The 20,395-nt window shown below is 70.6% G+C and carries 22 protein-coding genes and 1 pseudogene; 16 read left to right on the plus strand and 7 right to left on the minus strand.

Annotated features, from left to right (window positions below):
- The first annotated feature begins 26 nt into the window (after positions 1 to 26).
- On the plus strand, positions 27 to 425 hold the full coding sequence (locus ACGFNU_RS39095; protein ID WP_392601629.1) for a hypothetical protein: 399 nt from the start codon (positions 27 to 29) through the stop codon (positions 423 to 425).
- A 248-nt stretch (positions 426 to 673) separates the two neighbouring features.
- Here the strand turns inward: ACGFNU_RS39095 and ACGFNU_RS39100 are convergent, their stop codons facing one another.
- Entirely contained in the window at positions 674 to 1,225 is a 552-nt protein-coding gene (locus ACGFNU_RS39100; protein ID WP_392601630.1) for a dihydrofolate reductase family protein, read from the minus strand.
- A gap of 101 nt (positions 1,226 to 1,326) precedes the next feature.
- Here ACGFNU_RS39100 and ACGFNU_RS39105 point away from each other — a divergent pair, with 101 nt between their 5' ends.
- On the plus strand, positions 1,327 to 1,974 hold the full coding sequence (locus ACGFNU_RS39105; protein WP_392601631.1) for a TetR/AcrR family transcriptional regulator: 648 nt from the start codon (positions 1,327 to 1,329) through the stop codon (positions 1,972 to 1,974).
- Positions 1,975 to 1,990: 16 nt separating this feature from the next.
- On the opposite strand, the gene ACGFNU_RS39110 is transcribed toward ACGFNU_RS39105, so the two are convergent.
- Positions 1,991 to 2,467, minus strand: coding sequence for an MBL fold metallo-hydrolase (locus ACGFNU_RS39110; protein ID WP_392601632.1), 477 nt, complete (start codon positions 2,465 to 2,467; stop codon positions 1,991 to 1,993).
- A complete protein-coding gene (locus ACGFNU_RS39115) occupies positions 2,359 to 3,114 on the minus strand; it encodes a helix-turn-helix transcriptional regulator (protein WP_392601633.1) in 756 nt (251 codons plus the stop codon). The genes ACGFNU_RS39110 and ACGFNU_RS39115 overlap by 109 nt, the downstream gene beginning before the upstream one ends.
- Before the next feature lie 81 nt (positions 3,115 to 3,195).
- Between ACGFNU_RS39115 and ACGFNU_RS39120 the strand changes: the two genes are divergently transcribed.
- The 3 genes and pseudogenes from ACGFNU_RS39120 to ACGFNU_RS39130 all read left to right on the plus strand — a co-directional run bounded on the left by ACGFNU_RS39120 (position 3,196) and on the right by ACGFNU_RS39130 (position 4,872).
- A complete protein-coding gene (locus ACGFNU_RS39120; protein WP_392601634.1) occupies positions 3,196 to 3,639 on the plus strand; it encodes a hypothetical protein in 444 nt (147 codons plus the stop codon).
- A gap of 86 nt (positions 3,640 to 3,725) precedes the next feature.
- Positions 3,726 to 4,259, plus strand: a pseudogene (gene folE / locus ACGFNU_RS39125) (GTP cyclohydrolase I FolE); the annotation flags it as partial.
- A gap of 148 nt (positions 4,260 to 4,407) precedes the next feature.
- Positions 4,408 to 4,872, plus strand: coding sequence for a YfbM family protein (locus tag ACGFNU_RS39130; protein ID WP_392601635.1), 465 nt, complete (start codon positions 4,408 to 4,410; stop codon positions 4,870 to 4,872).
- A 95-nt stretch (positions 4,873 to 4,967) separates the two neighbouring features.
- On the opposite strand, the gene ACGFNU_RS39135 is transcribed toward ACGFNU_RS39130, so the two are convergent.
- Positions 4,968 to 5,972, minus strand: a complete 1,005-nt coding sequence (locus ACGFNU_RS39135) for a hypothetical protein (protein ID WP_392601636.1) — start codon at positions 5,970 to 5,972, stop codon at positions 4,968 to 4,970.
- A 487-nt stretch (positions 5,973 to 6,459) separates the two neighbouring features.
- On the opposite strand from ACGFNU_RS39135, the gene ACGFNU_RS39140 reads away from it, so the two are divergent.
- The 8 genes from ACGFNU_RS39140 (at position 6,460) to ACGFNU_RS39175 (ending at position 16,004) form a co-directional block, all read left to right on the plus strand.
- Positions 6,460 to 7,152, plus strand: coding sequence for a hypothetical protein (locus ACGFNU_RS39140; protein WP_392601637.1), 693 nt, complete (start codon positions 6,460 to 6,462; stop codon positions 7,150 to 7,152).
- Between the two features lie 210 nt (positions 7,153 to 7,362).
- Positions 7,363 to 8,370, plus strand: a complete 1,008-nt coding sequence (locus ACGFNU_RS39145) for an NAD-dependent epimerase/dehydratase family protein (RefSeq protein WP_392601638.1) — start codon at positions 7,363 to 7,365, stop codon at positions 8,368 to 8,370.
- Entirely contained in the window at positions 8,367 to 9,380 is a 1,014-nt protein-coding gene (locus ACGFNU_RS39150) for a glycosyltransferase family 2 protein (protein ID WP_392601639.1), read from the plus strand. The genes ACGFNU_RS39145 and ACGFNU_RS39150 overlap by 4 nt, the downstream gene beginning before the upstream one ends.
- Positions 9,377 to 10,630: an ATP-grasp domain-containing protein gene (locus ACGFNU_RS39155; RefSeq protein ID WP_392601640.1), complete on the plus strand. Its 1,254-nt coding sequence runs from the start codon at positions 9,377 to 9,379 to the stop codon at positions 10,628 to 10,630. The genes ACGFNU_RS39150 and ACGFNU_RS39155 overlap by 4 nt, the downstream gene beginning before the upstream one ends.
- Positions 10,617 to 11,447: a hypothetical protein gene (locus ACGFNU_RS39160; protein ID WP_392601641.1), complete on the plus strand. Its 831-nt coding sequence runs from the start codon at positions 10,617 to 10,619 to the stop codon at positions 11,445 to 11,447. Before ACGFNU_RS39155 ends, ACGFNU_RS39160 begins: the two co-directional genes overlap by 14 nt.
- Positions 11,444 to 12,430: a hypothetical protein gene (locus tag ACGFNU_RS39165; RefSeq protein ID WP_392601642.1), complete on the plus strand. Its 987-nt coding sequence runs from the start codon at positions 11,444 to 11,446 to the stop codon at positions 12,428 to 12,430. Before ACGFNU_RS39160 ends, ACGFNU_RS39165 begins: the two co-directional genes overlap by 4 nt.
- A gap of 536 nt (positions 12,431 to 12,966) precedes the next feature.
- The gene (locus ACGFNU_RS39170) at positions 12,967 to 14,067 is read left to right on the plus strand and encodes a hypothetical protein (protein WP_392601643.1); all 1,101 of its coding nucleotides are present in this window, start codon (positions 12,967 to 12,969) and stop codon (positions 14,065 to 14,067) included.
- Positions 14,068 to 14,252: 185 nt separating this feature from the next.
- The gene (locus ACGFNU_RS39175) at positions 14,253 to 16,004 is read left to right on the plus strand and encodes a flavin monoamine oxidase family protein (RefSeq protein WP_392601644.1); all 1,752 of its coding nucleotides are present in this window, start codon (positions 14,253 to 14,255) and stop codon (positions 16,002 to 16,004) included.
- Between the two features lie 121 nt (positions 16,005 to 16,125).
- Here the strand turns inward: ACGFNU_RS39175 and ACGFNU_RS39180 are convergent, their stop codons facing one another.
- Positions 16,126 to 16,263 (minus strand): VOC family protein, encoded by a 138-nt coding sequence (locus ACGFNU_RS39180; RefSeq protein WP_392601684.1) that lies wholly within the window; start codon positions 16,261 to 16,263, stop codon positions 16,126 to 16,128.
- Positions 16,264 to 16,662: 399 nt separating this feature from the next.
- Between ACGFNU_RS39180 and ACGFNU_RS39185 the strand changes: the two genes are divergently transcribed.
- A complete protein-coding gene (locus tag ACGFNU_RS39185) occupies positions 16,663 to 16,875 on the plus strand; it encodes a hypothetical protein (protein WP_392601645.1) in 213 nt (70 codons plus the stop codon).
- A gap of 135 nt (positions 16,876 to 17,010) precedes the next feature.
- Here ACGFNU_RS39185 and ACGFNU_RS39190 read toward each other — a convergent pair whose 3' ends face one another.
- Positions 17,011 to 17,856, minus strand: a complete 846-nt coding sequence (locus ACGFNU_RS39190; RefSeq protein ID WP_392601646.1) for a helix-turn-helix transcriptional regulator — start codon at positions 17,854 to 17,856, stop codon at positions 17,011 to 17,013.
- Between the two features lie 143 nt (positions 17,857 to 17,999).
- Here ACGFNU_RS39190 and ACGFNU_RS39195 point away from each other — a divergent pair, with 143 nt between their 5' ends.
- Positions 18,000 to 18,923 (plus strand): SDR family NAD(P)-dependent oxidoreductase, encoded by a 924-nt coding sequence (locus ACGFNU_RS39195; protein WP_392601647.1) that lies wholly within the window; start codon positions 18,000 to 18,002, stop codon positions 18,921 to 18,923.
- Here the strand turns inward: ACGFNU_RS39195 and ACGFNU_RS39200 are convergent.
- Positions 18,901 to 19,788, minus strand: a complete 888-nt coding sequence (locus ACGFNU_RS39200) for a hypothetical protein (protein WP_392601648.1) — start codon at positions 19,786 to 19,788, stop codon at positions 18,901 to 18,903. The two genes, ACGFNU_RS39195 and ACGFNU_RS39200, sit on opposite strands and share 23 nt — an antisense overlap.
- A 251-nt stretch (positions 19,789 to 20,039) precedes the next feature.
- On the opposite strand from ACGFNU_RS39200, the gene ACGFNU_RS39205 reads away from it, so the two are divergent.
- The gene (locus ACGFNU_RS39205; protein ID WP_392601649.1) at positions 20,040 to 20,390 is read left to right on the plus strand and encodes a hypothetical protein; all 351 of its coding nucleotides are present in this window, start codon (positions 20,040 to 20,042) and stop codon (positions 20,388 to 20,390) included.
- Positions 20,391 to 20,395: the final 5 nt, after the last annotated feature.

The raw sequence follows: 20,395 nt of genomic DNA on the forward strand, positions 1-20,395 counted from the left end.
ATCCGGACGTCCCATGCCTTTCCGGCGTGGGCACCGGGCTGATCCGCATATTCGTGCTGCGCTACCAGCGGTTCGAGAACGAGTTCGTGCGTTTCGTGCGCAGCGACGTCACCGAGGGGCTCAAGCGCATCGACCGCAGCATCGACGACCAGGCGCAGCAATTCGTCGAGGCGGTCTCCTCATTGGAGGCGATGCGCGAGAGCCGTGTGTCCCGCATGTACGCCAGCCGCCTCCAGGCGAGCACCGACATCGCCCGTGGTGACCAGCCCGCACCGCACGGGGCGTGGCAGCACCTCGAAGGGCTCATCAGGGGGCAGGATCCCGCGTCCGAGCGGGGCGGCGGCCTGGACATCAAGGTGCGGCTGTACGACTCGGCTCTCCCTCCTCATAAGCACCACCCTGTCGTGAGCGCCACCTTATGGTAGGCGCCGCGTCATGGTGAGCGCCGCGTCGTGCTCAGCGCCGGCTCGTCGTCAACGCCGCCTCGTGACGAGCGCCGCTTCGTCGTGAGCGCCGCCGCCTCGCGGTCGCCGTCGGCTCGTGACGAGCGTCGGCTCGTGGTGAGCGTCGGCTCGTGGTCTGCGTCGCTCGTTATGAGCGTCGTACCGGGGCCGTCATGAGGCGGCCCCTTGGCGCGGGGCCCGGTGGGGGAGGGCCTGCGCTTGGGGGGTGGTCACGGCTGTGTGCGGGGCTTGTAGCTGTTGATCGTGATGCCGCTGGCGGTGCGCTTGGACGAGACCATGTCTAGACGCTGGAGCGATCCGCCGTCGTTGAAGAGCCGCGTGCCCTTGCCCACGATGACCGGGTAGATCATCAGCTCGAGCTCGTCGAGGAGCCCGGCCTCGAGCAGCGAGCGGACCAGCGTCACGCTGCCGGCGGTGCCGATGTTCTTGCCCGGCTGCCCCTTCAGTTCGGCAAGCGTGCCGGCCAGCTCGCTCCCCTTGACCAGCGACGCGTTGGTCCAGCCGACGCTATCGAGGCTGTCGGACACAACGTACTTGCGGATGTTGTTGATGTGGCTGGCGGCCGGCTCGTCGGTCGAGGTAGGCCAGTACTGCACCCACTCCTGGTAGGTCTGGCGGCCCAGCAGCAGAGTGTCGGTCACGGCGAACGACTCGCCCATGTGGGCCCCCGCGTCCTCGTCGAACAGGTCGAACGACCATTGGTCCGGCGACTCGACGACACCGTCCAGGCTGATGAACAACGATCCGACGACCTTGCGCATGTCGATATCCCTCCGAGGGGTGTACAGTACGGTTCTGTACGGCGTGAACCGTACAGTACGGTACACCCCTTAGGAACGTCAACGGTTTCAGGAGAACGACGATGCCGAGACTCGTCCCGGCCGCGCAGGGCCCCGCCGCGGAGGCCCGGCGCCGCATCATGGACGCGGCACTCGAGGTGTTCGTCCGCGACGGTTACGTCGGCGCCAAGACCGACGAGATCGCGTCCGCGGCGGGATCGTCCAAGCAGACGATCTACAAGCACTTCGGGCGCAAGGAGAAGCTGTTCGAGCAGATCGTCCTCGAAGCGCTCGTCGGCATCGACCAGCTGTTCCAGGACGCCATGGACGAACTGGCGGCCGCCGAGGACGTCGCGCCGACCCTGCGGGCGCTGGCGCGCAGATTCGTCCACGCCCTCACACGGCCCGCCCATCTGCGGATGCGCCGGCTCGTCATCGCCGAGGCCGGCCGCTTCCCGCAGCTCGGCCACGCCTATTTCCAGGCGGGCCCCGAACGCGTGCACGCCGCGCTGGCGTCCTCGTTCCAGCAGCTGAACGACCGCGGCCTGCTGCGAGTGGACGAGCCCGTCCTCGCCGCCAACCACTTCACCTGGCTCGTCACGTCGATCCCGGTCAACAAGGTGATGTTCTGCGGCGACGACGTCACCTTCCCGCCGGACGAGCTCGATCACTACGCCGACGCCGCCGTCCGGGTCTTCCTCGCCGCCTACCACGCGCCCGGGTCGACGTGATCACGCCCGCCCGCGTTCACGTGGCGCCGGACGGATTGCCGGTTCGGGACCGTCGCCGGACAGCTGACCACCACGTCGGCGAAATCGTGTCGGGATCGGCGAGGAGGCGGCGGCGGTGATCGGCGGCCGCGGCACCGTCGTGGACGCAGGACCATTCGGGGTGGTCCGCCTGGATCGGTGAGCGCAGGGCGTCACCGGAGGCGATCAGCCGGGTCCCGCCTCCGGTGATGACGTACTGCGCGTGTCCGGTCGTGTGACCGCCGGTGATCCGCACCTCGACGCCCGGGCCGCCGGCAATGTGCCGCTGCGAATGGCGCCGTTCGGGGTCGCCGGATCGGCCGGTGCCGACTGCGCTGCCCTGGTGGCGGTCGAGGTTGCGGTTCGTCAGGGGGTGGCTTCCTGGAGACGGACGCAGCAGTGGCCGGGTTCGGGTTGCAGGCGGGCGGTCAGGCCGGTCGCGTTCAGTTCGTCCAGCAGGCCGTTGAGCAGGCACAGGTTCATGCCGCACACCAGGTCGGTGTGCTGTTGCGCGAGGGTGTGGAACGGGCAGTTGCCCAGGACGATCTCGGCGTCGGCGGTGCGCGGCTCGAACCCGAAGTCTTCCAGCGTTTCCATCACGGCCTGCCGGCCGGCGTGGGCGTCACCCGCTGGCGGGCCAGAGTGCGCGTCACGCGCTGGTCGGCTTGAGCTGTCGCGAGCTGTCCGGCTGGGGTGGGCGTCGCGGGCTGCCCGGCCGATGTCCTGGCCCAGCTGGCGGGCCAGCCGATCCAGGATCGTTCGTGGCGACTGGCCGGTGGCGTCGGCTTCTTGAACGGCGGTGGCCAGCAGTCGCCCGGCCAGTTCGTACTGCCGGCCAGGCAGTGACACCGCGATCTGCTGCCCGGCGCGCCGGTAGAGCTTGGACGGGCGGCCGGCGCCGGGCCCGCCGGTGCGGCGCTCGGACACCACGTCCAGCAGTCCCTGGCCGACGAGCCGGTCCAGGTGGAAGACCACGGTGCTGCGCGACAGGCCCAGCGCCTCGGCGGCGGCGTCGCGGCTGACGGGCGCCGGCTGCCGCACCACGAAGTCGTACAGCCTGCGCCGGGTCGGCTCGTCGAGCGCGGCCACCGCCGCGACGCGCGAGGTCAGCGACTCGTCCATCTCTAAAAACCATTTCTGTTGAATAAATCTTCGTTACGTTCTAACGTTAACAGAAGTTGTCGATACACGAGGAGGAACGTGATGACGGCACCGCTGTCCACACGAGCACCCGGCCGGGAGGTGCTGGCCGATCCCGGTTACCAGGCCTACCTGGTGCTGCGGGTGGTCTTCAGCGTCGCGCCCGTGCTGTTCGGGCTCGACAAGTTCACCGGCTGGCTGGTCGACTGGCCGGTCTACCTGGCGCCCTGGATCAACGATCTGGTTCCGGGCACCGGGCAACAGGCCATGTACGCCGTCGGAGTGGTCGAGATCGTCGCGGGCCTCGTCGTCGCGGTCGCGCCGCGGTTCGGCGGCCTGCTCGTGGCCGCGTGGCTGGCAGGGATCATTCTCAACCTGCTGACCATCCCGGACTTCTATGACGTGGCGTTGCGCGACGCCGGGCTGCTGGCCGGTGCCGTGGCCCTGTCCCGGCTGGCCTTCCGCTACAGGACCGTCCGGCCGGGCGACCGCGGGCCGGTGGCATGAGCGTCACCGAGCCCGGCGCCTTGGCCGAGCCGCCGGTGCCGGACGTCCGGCACCGGCGGCTGTCGGTGGTCGGCGGCGGCCCGGGCGTGGATCTGCAGGCCGCCCAGCGGGCCGTCGCCGATCTGCTGATCGCCCTCGGACGGGACCCGGCGAGCGACCATCTCGCCGACACGCCCCGCCGGGTGGCCGCCGCCTACACCGAACTGCTCACCCCGCGCGAGTTCAACCTGACCACGTTTCCGAATGACGAAGGCTACGACGAACTCGTCCTGGCCAAGAGCATTCCGGTGCAGTCGCTGTGCGAGCATCATCTGCTGCCGTTCCAGGGCGTCGCCCACGTCGGTTACCTGCCGGGCGAGCGAATCCTGGGCCTGTCGAAACTGGCGCGCGTGGTCGAGCTCTTCGCCCGCGACCTGCAGGTGCAAGAACGGCTGACCAAGCAGGTCGCCGACTGGCTGAACGAACACCTGGCTCCCAAGGGCGTCGGCGTCGTCATCGAGGCCGAGCACATGTGCATGTCATTGCGCGGTGTACGCGCGGCCGGATCCGCCACGGTGACGTCCACCCTGCACGGCGTTCTCCGTCACGACGCGCGTTCCCGCCAGGAATTCCTCGCCCTTGCAGGGGGTCACCCACTAACGCCGTCACGGCCGCAAGGGCTTGAGCAGCTCGCGCCCTGGGGCTTCCTCGGTCACGTGAATCTTCCGGAGGACGGACGTCCGCGAGTGTTGTCGGGGGTGACGCGTAGCATCCCTCGGCATGCTTGGAGTGCACTTCGCCATCACCGCCGACCAGGAGCGGCTGCTGCTCGCGAGCGACGCGGGCATCGGGGAAATCCTCGAAGACATCGAAGAGAACTGGAATGAGGACGCTCTGTCGGTCTCCACTGACAAGGCGTGGGACGCGATGCACCGCTGCCTCAGCGACGGAACACTGGACCCCGATGGCGGCGAGTATCCGCTGTCGCACGCCGTTCTCGGCGGCCGGCATCTGCACGAGGAAATCTATGTGGTTCACCTCACCGTAGCCGAAGTACGCGATGTGGCCGAGGCGCTGAGCGGGGTGGACGAGGCGTGGCTGCGCCAGCGATTCGACGCCATAGACGACCCCGACTATGGCGGACCCCACGACGACGAAGACTTCAAGTACACCTGGACGAACTTGTTGGACGTGCGGGCGTTCTACGAGCGGGCGGCCGAAGCCGGGCGTGCGGTCATCTTCACGGCGACCTGACCTCGGCACCGCCCCCGGAAGCGGCGGCCGTCACCCCGCTCGCCGTCCATGCCGCAGAGGCCGCCTGGGAAGAACAACCGCGTCCGCGAAAGTCGCTAGGCAGTCGTGGTCGTCAGGATCGGTGTGTGGTGGCGGGGGCACCGCTCCACGGCGGCGCCTGCGGCGTCCACGGGGATGACGTTGCACAACACCGGGCGGCGGCGTCGCAGGGCGGTGAGCTGGAGTGCGCCGTCGGCGACGCGCGCGTGAAAGAGCCGCCAGAGCAGATGAAGGTGGCCGCAGGACGGCATGCGTGCCGCGTAGTAGCCGAGCACCGGGTCGTATGCCACGACCGGCCCGGCCATGCCAAGGGCGTCGGCAAGCCCCGCGCGGTGGAGCACCCGAAGCGAGGCCGCGCCGATCTCGGGGAGCACATCCGCGAGCTCGTTGCGCGTGCCCACGATGACGGCCCCGCTCGTGGCCAGTTCGGTTGCGCGGCGGTTGAGAGCGGCGCGCCGTTCCTCGTTCACCACGTCGGCCTTGGGGGAGAGGAGCGCCGCGTAGGGGACTCCACGACCGAGCCAGCGCCGATCGATCATCGCATCACGCACCTCAAGCACAGCCGTCCAACGACGCCCGAACACCGCGCGCCCAGTGGCACGATGGCCGAACACTGCGCGCAGTACAACTGCCCGGTCGAATACCGTGCGCGCAGCGGCCGGGCCGGATGCCGCGCGCACGGCGGCCCAGCGGTCGGACAAAGCACGCACGGCGGGACGGCGACCAGATGACGCTTGCGCGGTGGCCTCGCGACCGAAAACCGCGTGCGTGGCGGTACGGCTGTCGGACGCTGCGTTTATGGCGACTCGCAGCGTCGTGCCGTCGTCTGACCAGAGGGTCGGCTCGCGGGACGGTTGGAACGGGCGGCCGAGCGGGCAGAGCCGGAAGAGCTGATCGATCAGTTGCTCAGAGGCCACCGGCACTGGCTCGTCGAGTACGCGGCCCGCCACCGCCCACTGCTCGCGATAGAACGGCACCGTGCGGAACGCCCGCGCCACCGTCCGGCGGCGGGCCGCCTCCCACCGCAGGGCGGAGAACCCGGCTCCGGTGAGCGTCAGCATGCGATCTCCCGTATGGACGTCCAGGAACTGGACCCTGCAGCGGTGGCTGAGCTCCTTGCCTGGATCGCCTTCTGCCGCAGTTCGGTGACGAACCGCCGCCCGTCCTCTTTCTCGGAATCCAGTGTCACACTGGCGGCGTGTTCGACCGTATAGCTCCCGTCCGTCGGGTGGAGGGCCTCGGCTGGACGTGCGCGGTGCCCGAGGAGGCCTGGTCTCTTCTCACTGGCGCGTCCCGGTTGCGCCGCGTACCAGTGATCCTCGTTGTCCGGTCGCCGGGACAGAGCCGTGGGCTCTCGAACGTCTTGCGAATGGGCCGATGAGCGGGTTTCGGTCGATATTGCGAGGGCGCCGGGAGGGCGTGTCGGCGGTCTGCGAGCAGTGTGGGCGTCCGGATGCGGACATCCTGGACGTGTCGCGGCGAACCGTGCGCCGGTCGTGCCGGGTCTGTGGTGCTGTGATCACGTCTCGGCGGGCCGCGGACGCCGGCTTGCCGGTGGAGGCGGTGGATCCGCCGTTCATGCCCGCCGCGATGGTTCGGTGGCTGCGCGAGCGCGATGCCGGAGCCGCAGAGCCCGACAAGGACACGCTCACTCGCTGGTACAACGAGTTCGATGCGTCCCACTCGCCGGACCGCAGGCCACCGAAGTTCACCAAGGTGCTCGGCGCCCTGAATGCGACCTGCTTCGATGCCGAGCATGCCGTTCGGCGGCTGCTTCCAGCGACGCCGGCGGGGACCGTCTCCAAGGACGAGACCGTGCGCGAGCGGGCGGCGCAGGAGGCGGTTGTGCGCGAGCGGGTCAGGTGTGCGCTCGCCTGGCTCGCCACCCCGGCGGGCAGGAAGAGCACCTGGCTCGCGGCGGCCGTCGCCGACCCGGATCCCGCTGAGGCCGCCGCGCTGCTCGCGCTGGACGACCTCGTGCACGGGGTCAGGCATGGGTACAGCCAGACCTTCCGCGCGGCGCTGTTCAACGTGAAGAAGGGTCCGTCGGCTGATGATGTGATCGCGCAGTTCGGCGAGGATGTGGTCCGCGCGGCGCTCCGTGCCCATCTCGACGACGGCTCCCGTCCCCTGCTGGACGCCGTCCGCGCCCGACTCGAAGAGGTCACGGTCGTCGACAGCTTTCACATCTGTCACCGACTCACAATGGGCCCGCTGGATGGTAAGCCGCTAAGTCAATAGTGACAAGGCCCGTTCGGGGACGCTGAAAATTGTTTCGGCTTTGACCAGAACTCGGATCGGTAACGAGTCTGTGCGGTCGGCATTTCGGGCTGCTAAGTTCCGCGAAAAAGCCCTCCACCTGGGCCGGCCATCCCGCTCCGGCCGTGGGTCTCGCGGCTGCGCGGAGCGTCACCACCGCTCCGCACAGCGCGGTGCGGAAGGAGAATTGTGGTGTCCACACCCGTCTTCATCACAGGGGTCGCCGGATTTCTCGGCAGCCATCTCGCGGACGCACTTCTAGCCCGCGGACACATCGTCCGCGGCATCGACAACCTGGACGGCGGCTACAAGGACAACGTTCCGGACGGAGTCGAATTCCGGGACGCCGATTGCCGTGACATGGCGTCCTATGCCGACCTCCTGACCGGCGTCGACCTCGTCTACAACTGTGCCGCGGCCGCCTACGAGGGGCTCAGCGTCTTTTCTCCCTCACACGTCTACGAGCACACCTGCGGCGCCACCGTCGCGGTGGCGTCGGCGTCCATTCAGGCGGGTGTCCGCCGCATCGTGCACTGCTCCTCGATGTCGCGTTACGGCGAGGGCGAGCCGCCGTTCACCGAGGACATGACCCCCGCGCCGCTCACCCCGTACGGCATCGCGAAATACGCGTCCGAGCTGACGATCCGCTCGCTCTGCGACACCCACGGCGTCGAATACAACATCGCCGTTCCGCACAACATCATTGGACCGCGACAGCGGTACTGCGACCCCTACCGCAACGTCGCGGCGATCATGATCAACCGCATGCTGCGCGGCGAGCGCCCGGTGATCTACGGTGACGGTTCCCAGATCCGCTGCTTCAGCTTCGTCGACGACGTCGTCTCCTGCCTGGTCCGGCTGGGCGAGGACCCGGCGGTGCGCGGCGAGGTGGTGAACGTCGGCCCGGACGAGAACCCCGTCACCGTCCGCACCCTCGCCGAGACGATCGCCGAGGTCATCGGCATCCCGTGCGACCCGATCTTCATGCCCGAACGGCCGCTGGAGGTGCACCACGCCACCTGCGACTCCGGCAAGGCACGGCGGCTCCTCGGCTACGAGACCAGGACGACCCTGCGGGAGGGCATCGTCAGCATGGTCGACTTCATCCGCGAACGGGGCGTCCGCGAGTTCGACTACGACATCGAGCTGGAGATCGTCTCCGGGCTCACGCCCGCGACGTGGACCGAGCGGCTGATATGAGCGGGCTCACGGTGGTGGTGCCCTGCTTCAACGAGGGCGTCCAGACGGAGACGGCGCACCGGGAGCTCACCGGCGCGCTCGGCGGGATCGAGCCGCTGGAGATCCTCTTCGTGGACGACGGCAGCACCGACGACACCCTCGACCGCATCCGCGGCCTCGCCGAACGCGACCCGCGCGTCCGGTACGTGTCGTTCACCCGCAACTTCGGGCTCGAGGCGGCGCAGGCCGCCGGCTTCGCCTACGCGGGCCAGCCCTGGTGCGCCCAGATCGACGCCGACCTGCAGGCGCCGCCGGAGGAGATCCCGAACCTGCTGGAGAAGGCGGCGGAAGGCTACGACGTCGTCTTCGGCATCCGCCGCGACCGGAAGGACCCGCCGCTGCGACGGTTCGGCGCGTCCGCCCAGCAGTGGACGGCGCGGCGGCTGCTCGCCATCGACATCCCGCCCGGCGCCTCCACGTTCCGCGTCGTCCGGACGGAGGTCGCCCGCACCCTGGTCGGCCTCCGGCTCGGCAGCCCGTACTTCATCGCGATGGTGCCGATGGTCGGCGCGCGGTACGCGGTGGTGGAGACCGGTCACCGTCCGCGCGCCGGGGGCGGCTCGAAGTTCCGGCTCACCCGGCTGGCCGGGCACAGCTTCGAGCTCTTCTTCGGCTACTCATGGCGCCCGCTGAACGCCGTCTACCTGGTGGCCGCGCTCGGTTTCGCTCTCGCTTTGCTCACCGCGCTGTTCGGCTACGCCGGGACGGGCGGCGCCACCACGCACGCGGCCACGGCGGCACTGCTCTCCGGCCTGGCCCTGGCATCGACGGCGCTGGTGGGCCGCTACCTCTACCGGCTGCTGCTCGACATGCAGCGGCCCCGCCCCTACTACATCAAGGAGGCCAACGTGAACCTCCACCCAGAGGACACCCTGAACAACGGCCTCCCCACCCCACCCCCACCGGCCGCGCACCCACCGACCGCCCCGCCGTCCAACTCGTCGTCTGTGCCGCCGGTCGTTGCGTCGTGAGCGGGGAGCTGGTGGTTCTTGGCGCGGCGGAGGAACAGATCCCGATCTACCGCGAGGCGCGGCGGCGGGGCGTGCGGGCGATCGCCGTGGACTTCCGCCGCGACCGTCCAGCGCTGCCGTTCGCCGACGGGTTCCTGCACTGCTCGATCCGCGACGCCGACGCCATCGCCGAGGCGCTCGGCGACACGCGTCCGGCGGGCATCGTGTCGGCCGCGAGCGACGCCGGGTTGTCGGCCTGGCACGAGCTGTGTGTCCGGTACGGAACGCCGTACGTGTATCCGCGGGAGGCGGTCGCCGCGTCCATGGACAAGGCAGCCTTTCATGAGGTCGCCAGGGCCGCGGGCGTCGACGGTTACCGCTGGGTCTGCTCGGCCGACCCCGACGAGCTGGCCGTCCGTGCCGCCCTCCTTGACCGTCCGCTCGTGGTCAAGCCCGCCGACGGCTCGGGCAGCAAGGGCGTGCGCCGCGTTGCCGACCCCGCCGGACTCCCTGCGGCGATCGCGCACGCCAAGGCGTACGCGAGCGGCGCGGGTGTTGTGATCGTCGAGGAGGTCGTGCAGGGACGCCAGCTCGTCGTGGAGACGTTCATGCGCGGCGGCGCGGCGCATTTCACCGCCGTGCTGGAGAAGACGTTCGTGCCGGACGGCGACTTCGTCGTGCGGCGGCTGCGGTGCCCGGCGCTCGTTCACAGCTCTACAGCTGCGCGGCTCGCGTCCACCGCCGAACGGCTCTGCCGCGCGCTCGGCATCACCGACGGACCCGCCAATTTCGACGTCGTGCTACCGCCGTACGGGCGGGAACGCGTGATCGAGGTGAACGCGCGGCTCGGCGGCAACGGCATCCCGCGCCTGCTGTCGGCGGCCTACGGCGTCGACGTCGTGGCGGCGCTGGTGTCGCTCGTGCTCGGCGAGCCGTTCGACCTCACCCCGGCCGGACGGCCCCGGCACGCGCTGCTCGAGCTGCTCGGCTCGCCGCTGGAGAAGCCGGGCGAGTTCGTGGCGGTCAATGGTCTGGACGACGCGCGCGCTTCCGGCGGCGTCGCCGACCTGGAGCTCTTCGCCGGGCCCGGCGACATCGTCGATCCGTTCGACCAGTCCGGCCACAAGATCGGCCACATCGTCAGCACCGGGGAGTCAGCGGCCGCCGCCGAGCAGGCCCTGGACACCGCCGTCGGACGGCTGCGCCTGGACGTCCGTCCCGTGCTCCCCTCATCCGAAGCCGCAGAAGGAGAACACCATGTCGTCCGCTGAACCGACGGGACCAACGCAAGTGGCCGACACACCTGAACCCCAAGACGCTCCTACCGCCCCTGGAGCCGCTGCGGTCGAGACCTCCAAGACCGGCGAGCCTGCTGAGACCGCTGAGACAACGGAGGCGGTCGAGGCCACCGAGGGGGCGGCTGGAGCGGGTGCGTTGCCGCCGTTCTTCCGTGCGAACGCGGTCACGCTCATCGCCGGGGCCGTCGCCGCGGTCCTCGGCGGCATCGTGTGGTTCGCGCTGCCGCATGAGCACGACATCGACTCGCTCTGGGTCTTCCTCTTCAAGCTCACCCCGTTCATCACCGCCGCGGTCGGGATCGGCCACCTGCACCTGGGGTGGGCGCACCGGCTGCGGCTTTCGCTCATCGCGATCCCGGTCTGCTTCCTGGCGTTCTTCTGCTTCTTCGTGCCGCGGATGTTCTTCGTCGCCGGGAAGCCGGGCTCGGACCTCTACTACACGGTTCTCACGCTGGTGCCGTTCATCATCCTGGCGCTCGCGCTCGCCTACCGGCTCGGCGGCGGCTCGCGGAACAACACGCTGCGCATCGCCTTCGCCCTGCTCGCCCTCCAGCTCTCCGGGCTGGAGGACCTGGCGTTCCTGACGGTCAACCCGCACACCGACCCGAAGTGGACGCCGATTCCCGAGGTCTGGACGTGGGCCGACCACATGAAGGTGCGCCTCGGGCACTATCCGACCAAGAACGAGGCGTTCGTGTTCATCGCCGTGCACGTCGCGCTGGCGCTGGCGATCCTGTTCACCCCGGGCCGGGCGGTGCGCGCGGCCTATGCGCGGCTGCGGCGGCGATGATCGAACTGGACGTCCTCGACCCGCGCCGCGACCCCGAACCGCCGTACTGGCGGGCGCTGGTAGCCGACGCGGGGCGGCACGCCGTCTGGTCGTACGACCTGCTGCGGATCGCCGCCTGGACGTCGCGCCACCAGTTGCGGCTCAGCGTGGTCCACGACTCGGGCCGCCCCGCCGCCGTCGTGTGCGCCGTGCTCGCGGGGATGCGGGCGGTGTCGCGCCGGTACGCGTCACCCGGGATGGCGCGCCTCGGCGTACCGGCGGTGCTGGTCCCGTCCGCGAGCGCCGAACGCGGCTGGTGGTTCGTCGGCGAGCCCGCGCCGGAACACCGCCGTGACCTGCTGCGGCACGCCACGCGCGGCTGGTTCCGGCCGGGCGTGCTCTGGCTGCGCGCGGGGGAGCGGGACCGCCCGACGATCCCGGGCGCGGTGCGGCTGACGCGGCCGCTCAACCCGGTCGCCCGGGTGGCCACGCCTTGGCGCGACGTGGACGGCTGGTACGCGGCACTGTCGCAGTCGCGGCGGGCCGATCTGCGGCGGCAGCGGCGTGGCCTGCGCGACCTGGAATGCCTGACGGGCCCGGCGCGCGACCTGGCGAGCGCGGCCGAGTTCGCCGCGCTGCTCTGGCGGAACGAGAACAAATACCGGGGCGGGCTGCTGTCTGGGCTGGCGCCCTCGCCGCCACTGCCGTTCCCCTACATCGAGGCCCTGATCGGCCAGCCCGACGTGCAGGCGATCACCTACCGGGACGGGCGGGACCGGCTCCTCGGCGCCGGGTTGATCCTCGACCATCCGGAGTGGCCGCTCTACTGGCGCTGGGGGGCGCTGCCCGTCCGGCACCTGTACTTCGACTCCTACGGCCGGCTGATCGAGTGGGCGATCGCCGCCGGTAAGACCGGGGTGATCCTGGGCAAGGGCAAGAGCGACCTCAAGGCCGCTCTCGGCGCGGAGCTCGTCCCCTCATACGCGATCGCCGCAACCCCATGAACACCGGAACCCCGGGCCCCGCCGAGGAGGTCCCCAGCCACGCCGGGAGCACCGGGATTTCGGGTAGCGCGGGAGACGTCGAGGTCTCGGGGAGCGTCGGGATCCCGGTGGAGGCCAGGGTTTCTGAAGGTGTCGGAACCCCTGGGAGCTCCGGAGGCGCGGGCACCGCAGCGACCGCGGGCAGCACAAGCACCGCGGGCAGCGCGGGCACCTCAGGCAGCGCGCGCAGCGCGGAAAGTGCGGGCAGTGCGGGCACCTCAGACAGTGCGGGGAGTGCGGGGGACGTTGGGGGCTTGCAGGGGGTCGGGGGCCCGGCGCAGGTCGCGGTCTCCGGGAATGCCGGAAGCCCGGGGGGCGCCGACGTATCCGGAAAGGCCACAGGTGGGGCTCTGGGTGAGGACGCGGCGGGTCGGGGGCGGTCGGGTGAGGGTCGGAGTGGGGACGCGGGGGGTTGGGGGCGGTTGGTTGGGGCTCGGGTGTTGGTGTCGCTCTTTGCCGGGCGAGCCGTGTTCCGCGTTGTGTTGTACGTGTCGGGCGTGGCTCTGCTCGCCGCGTGGGGGCGCACCGAGTTCGGTCGGTATGCGGCGGCTGTGGGGGCGGCGGTCTGGCTGACGCCGCTCGTCCAGGCCGGGCCGGAGAAGGCGATCCTCAAGCTGTTCCCGCGGGCGCGCCGGACCCGAAGCGATCTGATCAGGCCGCTGCGGGCGGCGGTGGCGTTTCTGCCCCTGCCCTTCGGCGCCGTGGCCGTGGCCGTCACGGTGGTGCAGCCGTCCGGTACCGCCGCGCTCTATTGCACGGCCGCCGCCTACCACGTCTCCCTGGGCTGCACGCTGCTCGGCACCGCACTCTACCGCGCGCTCGGACGCCCGGGTTACGACCTGGCTGGGTACGCCGTCCTGTCGGCGGGGCTGGCCGTGCTGCTCGGGTCGACGTTGCTCGTCGGGCTGCCGCCGATCGTCTTCCTGTGGGGGCTGCTGACCCTGACGACCGCGTTGAACGTGGCTTTCGTCCGCGGGCTGCCCGCCGGGGGCCCACGAACCGGACGCACCGGCCGGTTGCTGGCGGCCACCGTCCTGCTCATGGGCGCGCCCGAGGTCATGACGAACGCCGCGACCAGCGCCCTCTACGTGGAGCTGGCGTTCACCGGCCACGCCGATCAGAGCGGCGAGCTGTACCTGGTGCTGATGGGCTGGTCCCTGCTCATCGCTGCGGGTTACTTCGCGCAGCGCATGTTCCAGCCCGCCGCGTCCGTGCGCCTGACCGGCCACGGCGCGGCCCTCGGACGGGCGCGTGCCCGTCGGCTCGCGCAAGCGGTGTTGTGGGCCGGGCCCCTGTGGTTCGCCGCCGCGGCCTTGGCGGTGGCGGTCGTCGACGCGCGGATCGTCCTGCTGGTCGCGCTCACCGCGAGCCGCGTGCCGCTCTACCTCGCGATGGCCTACGCCACATACCTGCTGGAGAACACCGGATCGCGCAACCTGCGCAGTACGGCGGCCGGCGGCGTCGCGGGCCTGGTCGCCGTCGTCCTGACCGGAGCGGTGACGGTTCCCCTCTTCGGGGCGGTCGGCGCCGTCTTCGCGCTGGCGGTCAAGGAGGTCGTCCTCGCACCGGTCGTCATCAGGGCGGCCGGACGGACGTAAGCGGCCCGCCCAGAGCGCCGCCGGGGGCGATCTGTACCAGTCTCGGACACTTCGACCCTTGCCCGCGCCAACCCGGGTTTCAACGTCCTCTTGCCGACATCAGTCGACAGGTGTTAAAAGTGTGTTCATCCAATTACAAAGAGTGACGAGCGGAGGCCCGGGCCGTGGCGGAGAATTCATCTGGGATGGGTCGGCGTGGATTTCTGGCGGTCTCCGGGGCCGGGGCGGCGGCGTCGCTGCTCGCCGGGGCCCGGCCGGCGCAGGCACTGCAAGGGATGCCGCTGCGGCAGTCCCGGGCGGTCAGCGACGACCTCGCGAAGATGACGCTCCTGGTGGGGCCGGCCGGCGAGGACCTGAAGCTCCAGTACCTGCGGATCCTCATCGACGAGGGCCTGCCGAAGGCGACGCGGCCGAAGCGGATCGTGGTCGTGGGGGCCGGGCCCGCCGGGCTCGTCGCCGCCAGGCTTCTCAAGGCCGCCGGTCACCGGGTCACGATCGTGGAGGCCAACGGCAACCGGGTCGGCGGCCGGGTCAAGACCTTCCGGGGCGTCTTCGCCGACAAGGCGCTCTACGCCGAGGCCGGGGCGATGCGGCTGCCTGACTCGCACCCTCTCGTCCTGGCGCTGGCCGACAAGCTCGGGCTGCGGCGCCGTCCCTTCTACCTGTCCGACGTCCTGCCCGGTTCCCGGCCCGGAGCCACGCCCTCGGTGGTCTACCGGTCGTGGACCGGGCACGAGTGGAGCAACGGACCCCGGCGAGGGTTCCGCGCGCCCAAGGCCGGGGGCCGGACGCTGATCCAGGTGAACGGCAAGCGGGTCACCCGGGCCGAATACGCCAAGAACCCGGGGCCGGTCAACGCCTCGTTCGGCGGCGTGCGCATCCCGACGTCCACCCGCGCGGCGCTCGACGCGGCCCTCGCCCCGCTCCACGTGCCGGCCGACAAGCCGATCGCCGAGCAGATCCGTGGCTGGACGAGGGTGTACCGCGACTTCGACGACCACTCGATGCACCGGTACCTGGTGGAGAAGGGCTGGGAGCTGCCGCGCATCCAGGCCGTGGGGACGCTCGACAACCTCACCTCACGCCTGCACTACTCGATCATCCCGGCCGTCGTCGACCACGCCCTCATCGGGCCGTCCACGCAGTTCTGGGAGCTGCAGGGCGGCACGGCGTCGCTCACCGACGCTCTCGCCAAGGAGCTCAAGGGCGACATCCACCAGGGCCGCCGCATGACGCGCATCACCCAGTCCGACGACGGCGTCCACGTGCACACCACCGCCGAGTCCGGCACCGAGGACAGCGACGGAGCCCCGACCGACCCGGTGAAGGTCTTCGACGCCGACTACGTCATCGTGACGATCCCGGCGACCGCGGCCCGCTTCTGCACGTTCGAGCCCGCCCTGTCGTACGCCAAGCGCCGCGCGATCACCGAGCTGCACTACGACTCGGCCACCAAGGTGCTGCTGGAGTTCAAGACCCGCTTCTGGGAGCAGGGCGCCAACGGGTTCGTCGGCGGCGGCTGCGTGTCCGACCTGCCCAACCGCTTCACCTACTTCCCGTCCCACGTCGACGGCGACTCGCGCGGCGGGGTGGTGCTGGCCAGCTACACCTGGTCGGACGACGCGATGCGCTGGGACTCCCTCACCGAGAGCGAACGCGTGCACTTCGCCCTGCAGGGCATGGCCGCCATGTTCGGCGACCAGGTCTACAAGCAGTTCACCGGCCACGGCATCTCCCAATCCTGGACCCGCGCCCGGTACGCCCTCGGCGAGGCGGCCATCATCACGCCCGGCCAGCTCCACGAGCACCACCCGGCCACCCGAACCCCCGAAGGCCGCATCCACTTCGCCGGCGACCACACCAGTCTCAAGCCGGCCTGGATCGAAGGCGCCCTGGAAAGCGCCGTCCGCGCCGCCCTGGAAGTCCACCGTCGCTGAGAGACCACGTCCCACCCGGAGCTGTGGGCGGCACATGCCGGCGGCTCCGCGACGCAACGGCCTCTCGCCAGCCCACACGCTGGCGAGAGGCCGTTGTCGCGCCCGCCCGCGCGGTGGCCGCTCAGCGGAACTGGATGATCTGGAGGTAGTTGCCGTCGGGGTCGGCGAACGTTCCGAAGCGGCCGGAGGGGCGATCGTCGGGGGGAACGACCCAGTCCACGCCGGCCGTCCGCAACCGCGCCTCGACGGCGTCGAAGATTCAAGCGGCCATCGGCCCCGGCATGACTCCCGAGCGCATGCCGCAGAACGCCTGACCCGCGGACTTTGCCGGGCGGTGCGCCGCGGCAGCGCGACACGCGCGGCGCACGCCAAACCCGACCTCGTTTATGTGTTTTGAAGCAAGCCGGCTCGCTGGCCGCCTGGGAGGACGTGACGGCGGCCGACGCAGAGGCCCAGCCCCGGTGAACCATAGGTGATTTCGATCACCACGGGCTCGGGCCGGTCATGCGGCCCACCCGCGTCAATCGCCAGGTGGGCTGGGGTTCGCGGGCTGTCGGGTGGGCGGCAAAGCGTCAGGATGTGGTCAAATCGCTGCGCCGGTTTCTGTGCGGACGGTGACAGGCGCTGGCTAAATTTACGTTCTTACAGGGGGTGGAACGTGATCGCGACGACCGAGGCCGGCCCGGGCCAGCGACCCACGTGGGCTGGGAAGACGCTGGCGGAACTGACCGGCCAGGAGATCGGGGAAGCGCTGGTGTACCTGGCCGGCCATCACCCGGAGGACGAGGCCCTGCCGCGCGCGCTGGTCGCCTCGCTGGACGCGGCTGCTCTGCAGTCGTTGTACGACGGGCCTCCCGACCTCGCCCAGTGACGGGGCTCCAGCCACCCAACGGCCGTCACAGCGCGAAGCCGCGACCGCTGGCGGCTAACGCGCGACGTTGAGCCCGCAGCCCGCCGCAGCACGAAGCCGAGGCGCGACGCTGGGCCGCGAAGCCGCGGCCCGCTTTCAGGGGAGTGTGGTGTGGCCGGCTGTGACGCGGAGGAGGTCCAGTTTTCCCGCGTCGCTGCTCGCGGCCGCCGCCGTGTAGGTGACCATGCGCAGGTCCGCACCTGGGACGATGAGGACGTCGCAGTCGAGGAGGATGTCGCCGATCTCCGGATGCCTGATCGTCTTCTGGTCGGTCACGTGCGAGCTCGGCGTCGCCGTGGCCCAGTGATGTTCGAAGGCGTCGGACGTTTCGCGCAGCTCTTGTACCAGGCGTCCCAGCCGGGCGTCCTTGGGGTAGCGGGAGACGGCGTCCTTGAGGTCGGCGACGATCGACGCCGCGAAGGCGTCTTCGCCGCGTTCGGAGTGGACGGGGCGCAGTGCGTGGCTGGCAGGGCCGTCTCCGAACAGGGCGCGGGCGAGGTTGCGTTCGGCGGCCGGGACGGCGGAGGGGTCGCCGAACAGGGCGTTCCACATGCCGTTCCACCACACCAGCGTCCAGTCGGCGCTGAACACCCCGATCGGGAAGTCTCCGAGGCGTGCGGCGAGCCGCTGGATGCCCGCCGGTACGTGGGTGTTGACGGTTCCGTCCTGCGGCGGCAGGAGTCCGGCGCCGCGGTAGAGCCGGTCGCGTTCGGCGGGGGAGAGCTGCAGGGCCCGGGCCAGGGCGCCGACGACCTGTGCCGACGGATTCGTCGCGCGTCCCTGCTCCAGGCGGAGGACGTAGTCGACCGACAGCCCCGCCAGTTGCGCGAGCTCCTCACGGCGCAGCCCCGGCGCGCGACGGCCTGGCATCGCGGGAAAGCCGGCGTCGGCCGGGGCGAGGCGGTCGCGCCAGGCGCGCAGGAGTTGCCCGAAGTCAGCCATGGCTTCATTCTCGCTGGCCGGCGGGGCGAGGCAGCGCACCAGCCTGGTACTGCCGGTCCTAGTGACCAGGACGGCACTGGCTGGTGATGGCCACAGCGGCGAACCTGGTCGGTGCCCTCGTCCGACCAGTGAAGGAGCCTGTCGTGCAGCACACCATCGTGATGACCGGCGCCAGCCGCGGGATCGGCCGCGTCGCCGCGGAGCACATCCTGCGCCGGTCGCCGGACGTGCACCTCCTCGTCGTCGCCCGCGAATCCGCCGGCGCGTCGCTGGCCGCCGAGCTCGCCGCGGGCGGGCGCACGGTCTCGCACGTCGCGGCCGACCTGGGCTCGCTCGGCAGTGTCCGGTCGGCCGCCGCCGAGATCCGGGACCGGCTGGAGCGCGGTGACCTGCCGCCGCTGCGCGGCCTGGTGGGCAACGCGGGCATGCAGTACACCAATGCCCTGACCGAGGGGCCCGACGGGCTGGAGTCGACGTTCACCGTGAACGTGCTCGCCAACCACCTGCTCGTCCGTCTGCTCCAGGATCGGTTCGCCGCCCCGGCCCGGATCGTGATCACCGCCAGCGACACCCATTTCGGTGACTTCAGGCACAACATGGGCATGGTGCCCGGCCCGGTCTGGACGTCCCCGGACGTCCTCGCCCGCCCGGGCGCCTTCCCCCGGCCGGGCGGCACCGGCGCCGGACGCACCGCGTACTCGACGAGCAAGCTGGCCGCCATCTACCTCGTCCACGAGTACGCGCGCCGCCTGCCGGCCGGGATCGACGCCGTCGCCTACAACCCGGGCCTCGTCCCCGGCACCGGCCTGGCCCGGAACGCCGGGCCCCTGACCCGGTTCGCCATGCGGCGCGTCCTGCCGGTGATGACCCTCACGCCGTTCGCGACCAGCCCCGGCACCGCGGGCCGCTGCCTCGCCGACGTCGTCCTCGGCACGACCAAGGCACCGACGGGGTCGTACGTCGACCGTGACCGTGTGGCCAGGTCGTCCGAGGAGTCGTATGACCCCCAGCGCGAACGCCAACTATGGGACGCCGCCGAACGGTTCACCGCGGCGCACGTTCTCTGACCCGCGTCCGCTGCCGTTCGCGGGTGATCATGCCGTAGAGCACCAGGTCGAACGCCAGCCATGCCGTCGAGGCGAACTGCCCGTAGGAGAAGCCGAACATCCGGGTGATCAGCAGGTCCACCAGCACCGCCCAGCGCAGCCGGTCCAGCAGTACCTGCGGCCGGTCGCGCGGCGCGGCCGCGGCCGCCGCCCCGAAGCCCGCCGAAACCAGTGCCGACACCGCCGTGCCGATCGAGGTGATCTCCGAGACGGTGTCCAGCGAGGCGACGAGCTCGGGTGGATCGGTGATCCGCCCGACGTAGGACACCACGACGGTGATGCCGGGCACGGCCTGCGCGACGAACACCAGCGCCACCAGCACCACCGCCCAGCGGCGCTGAAGTTGCCGGGCGACCGCGTCGGCGGCGCGGCGGGTCCACCGCACCGGCGCGGTGACCTCGTGCCGCGCGGGGGAGTGCGACAAACCGTCGCCGGGGTGGCGGGCCACCAGCAGCCGCACCACCGCCAGCACCACGAACGACAGGTAGATGACCGCTCCGGCAGGTTGGTAGAAGTAGTCGTTGTCGCTGGTGATGAACTTGCCGACCTCGTCCACGAACAGCCCGTAGCCGACGCCGCCGAGCAGCGCCACCCAGCGGCGGGCGCGGCGGCCGTCGTACAGCAGCGTCAGCACCAGCGCGGCCAGCATCAGCAGGCCGCCCCACAGCACGTGCGAGATGTGCAGCCCGTCCCCGCCGATCTGCGGGTAGCCCGTCACCTCCAGGTAGCCGCGGGTCAGCAGGACGGTGCTGATCCCGGCGAGAACGAACCATTCCAGCAGCTCACCCCCGCGATCGGCGCGCGGCAGCCCCCGACGTCCCCCCATGCCCTCAGGCTAGGGCAGCCGCCCAGCGAAGCCGCAGGTCAGCAGGGCCAAAACGCCATCGCCGCAGGACGAGATCCTCTCAGGCGTGTTGACCGTCCTAGGCGCACGGCGGGGACGGCCATTCGTGATTAGTGCCGAAGAGCCATGTGCGCCCGCTCGCAGACGGTGCCCAGGCGCCTTGTGGGCCGTTCACCCGATCGAAGATCGTTTGAAGCCACGGCCGTTCACCCGAATCGCGAAGAGGAGTTCTCTTGTCTTTCAGAACGCGCACGCTGGGCGTCGGCATCGCCGCCGCGGCCGCCTTCGTTCCGTTCACCGCGACCGCCGCGCAGGCCGCCCCGGCCACCGCCCAGCGGGCCTGCACCTATGACGTCTGCATGTACACCAAGGCGAACTTCAAGGGCACCTGGAAGGGCTACAACCACTACAAGAACAAGTGCGTCAACTACGACAACGCCTTCAAGATCCGGTCCCTTAAGATCAACAGCTCCAAGGGCACGACGTTCTGGTCCAAGAAGGGCTGCAAGGGCACCCCTTCCATGAGCTTCAAGGGCCACGCCAAGGTCAAGAACTACGCGTTCACCGCGCGGTCGAGCCGCTGATCTCC

The organism is Spirillospora sp. NPDC048911, assembly GCF_043198015.1.
Classification (GTDB): domain Bacteria; phylum Actinomycetota; class Actinomycetes; order Streptosporangiales; family Streptosporangiaceae; genus Spirillospora.

Excerpts from the sequence above, each read along its gene's own strand:
- ACGFNU_RS39160 (WP_392601641.1), top strand. The coding sequence starts at position 10,617 with ATGTCGTCCGCTGAACCGACGGGACCAACGCAAGTGGCCGACACACCT.
- ACGFNU_RS39115 (WP_392601633.1), bottom strand. The coding sequence starts at position 3,114 with ATGGACGAGTCGCTGACCTCGCGCGTCGCGGCGGTGGCCGCGCTCGAC.
- ACGFNU_RS39100 (WP_392601630.1), bottom strand. The coding sequence starts at position 1,225 with ATGCGCAAGGTCGTCGGATCGTTGTTCATCAGCCTGGACGGTGTCGTC.
- ACGFNU_RS39120 (WP_392601634.1), top strand. The coding sequence starts at position 3,196 with ATGACGGCACCGCTGTCCACACGAGCACCCGGCCGGGAGGTGCTGGCC.
- ACGFNU_RS39165 (WP_392601642.1), top strand. The coding sequence starts at position 11,444 with ATGATCGAACTGGACGTCCTCGACCCGCGCCGCGACCCCGAACCGCCG.
- ACGFNU_RS39135 (WP_392601636.1), bottom strand. The coding sequence starts at position 5,972 with ATGCTGACGCTCACCGGAGCCGGGTTCTCCGCCCTGCGGTGGGAGGCG.
- ACGFNU_RS39175 (WP_392601644.1), top strand. The coding sequence starts at position 14,253 with ATGGGTCGGCGTGGATTTCTGGCGGTCTCCGGGGCCGGGGCGGCGGCG.
- ACGFNU_RS39200 (WP_392601648.1), bottom strand. The coding sequence starts at position 19,788 with ATGGGGGGACGTCGGGGGCTGCCGCGCGCCGATCGCGGGGGTGAGCTG.
- ACGFNU_RS39105 (WP_392601631.1), top strand. The coding sequence starts at position 1,327 with ATGCCGAGACTCGTCCCGGCCGCGCAGGGCCCCGCCGCGGAGGCCCGG.
- ACGFNU_RS39190 (WP_392601646.1), bottom strand. The coding sequence starts at position 17,856 with ATGGCTGACTTCGGGCAACTCCTGCGCGCCTGGCGCGACCGCCTCGCC.
- ACGFNU_RS39150 (WP_392601639.1), top strand. The coding sequence starts at position 8,367 with ATGAGCGGGCTCACGGTGGTGGTGCCCTGCTTCAACGAGGGCGTCCAG.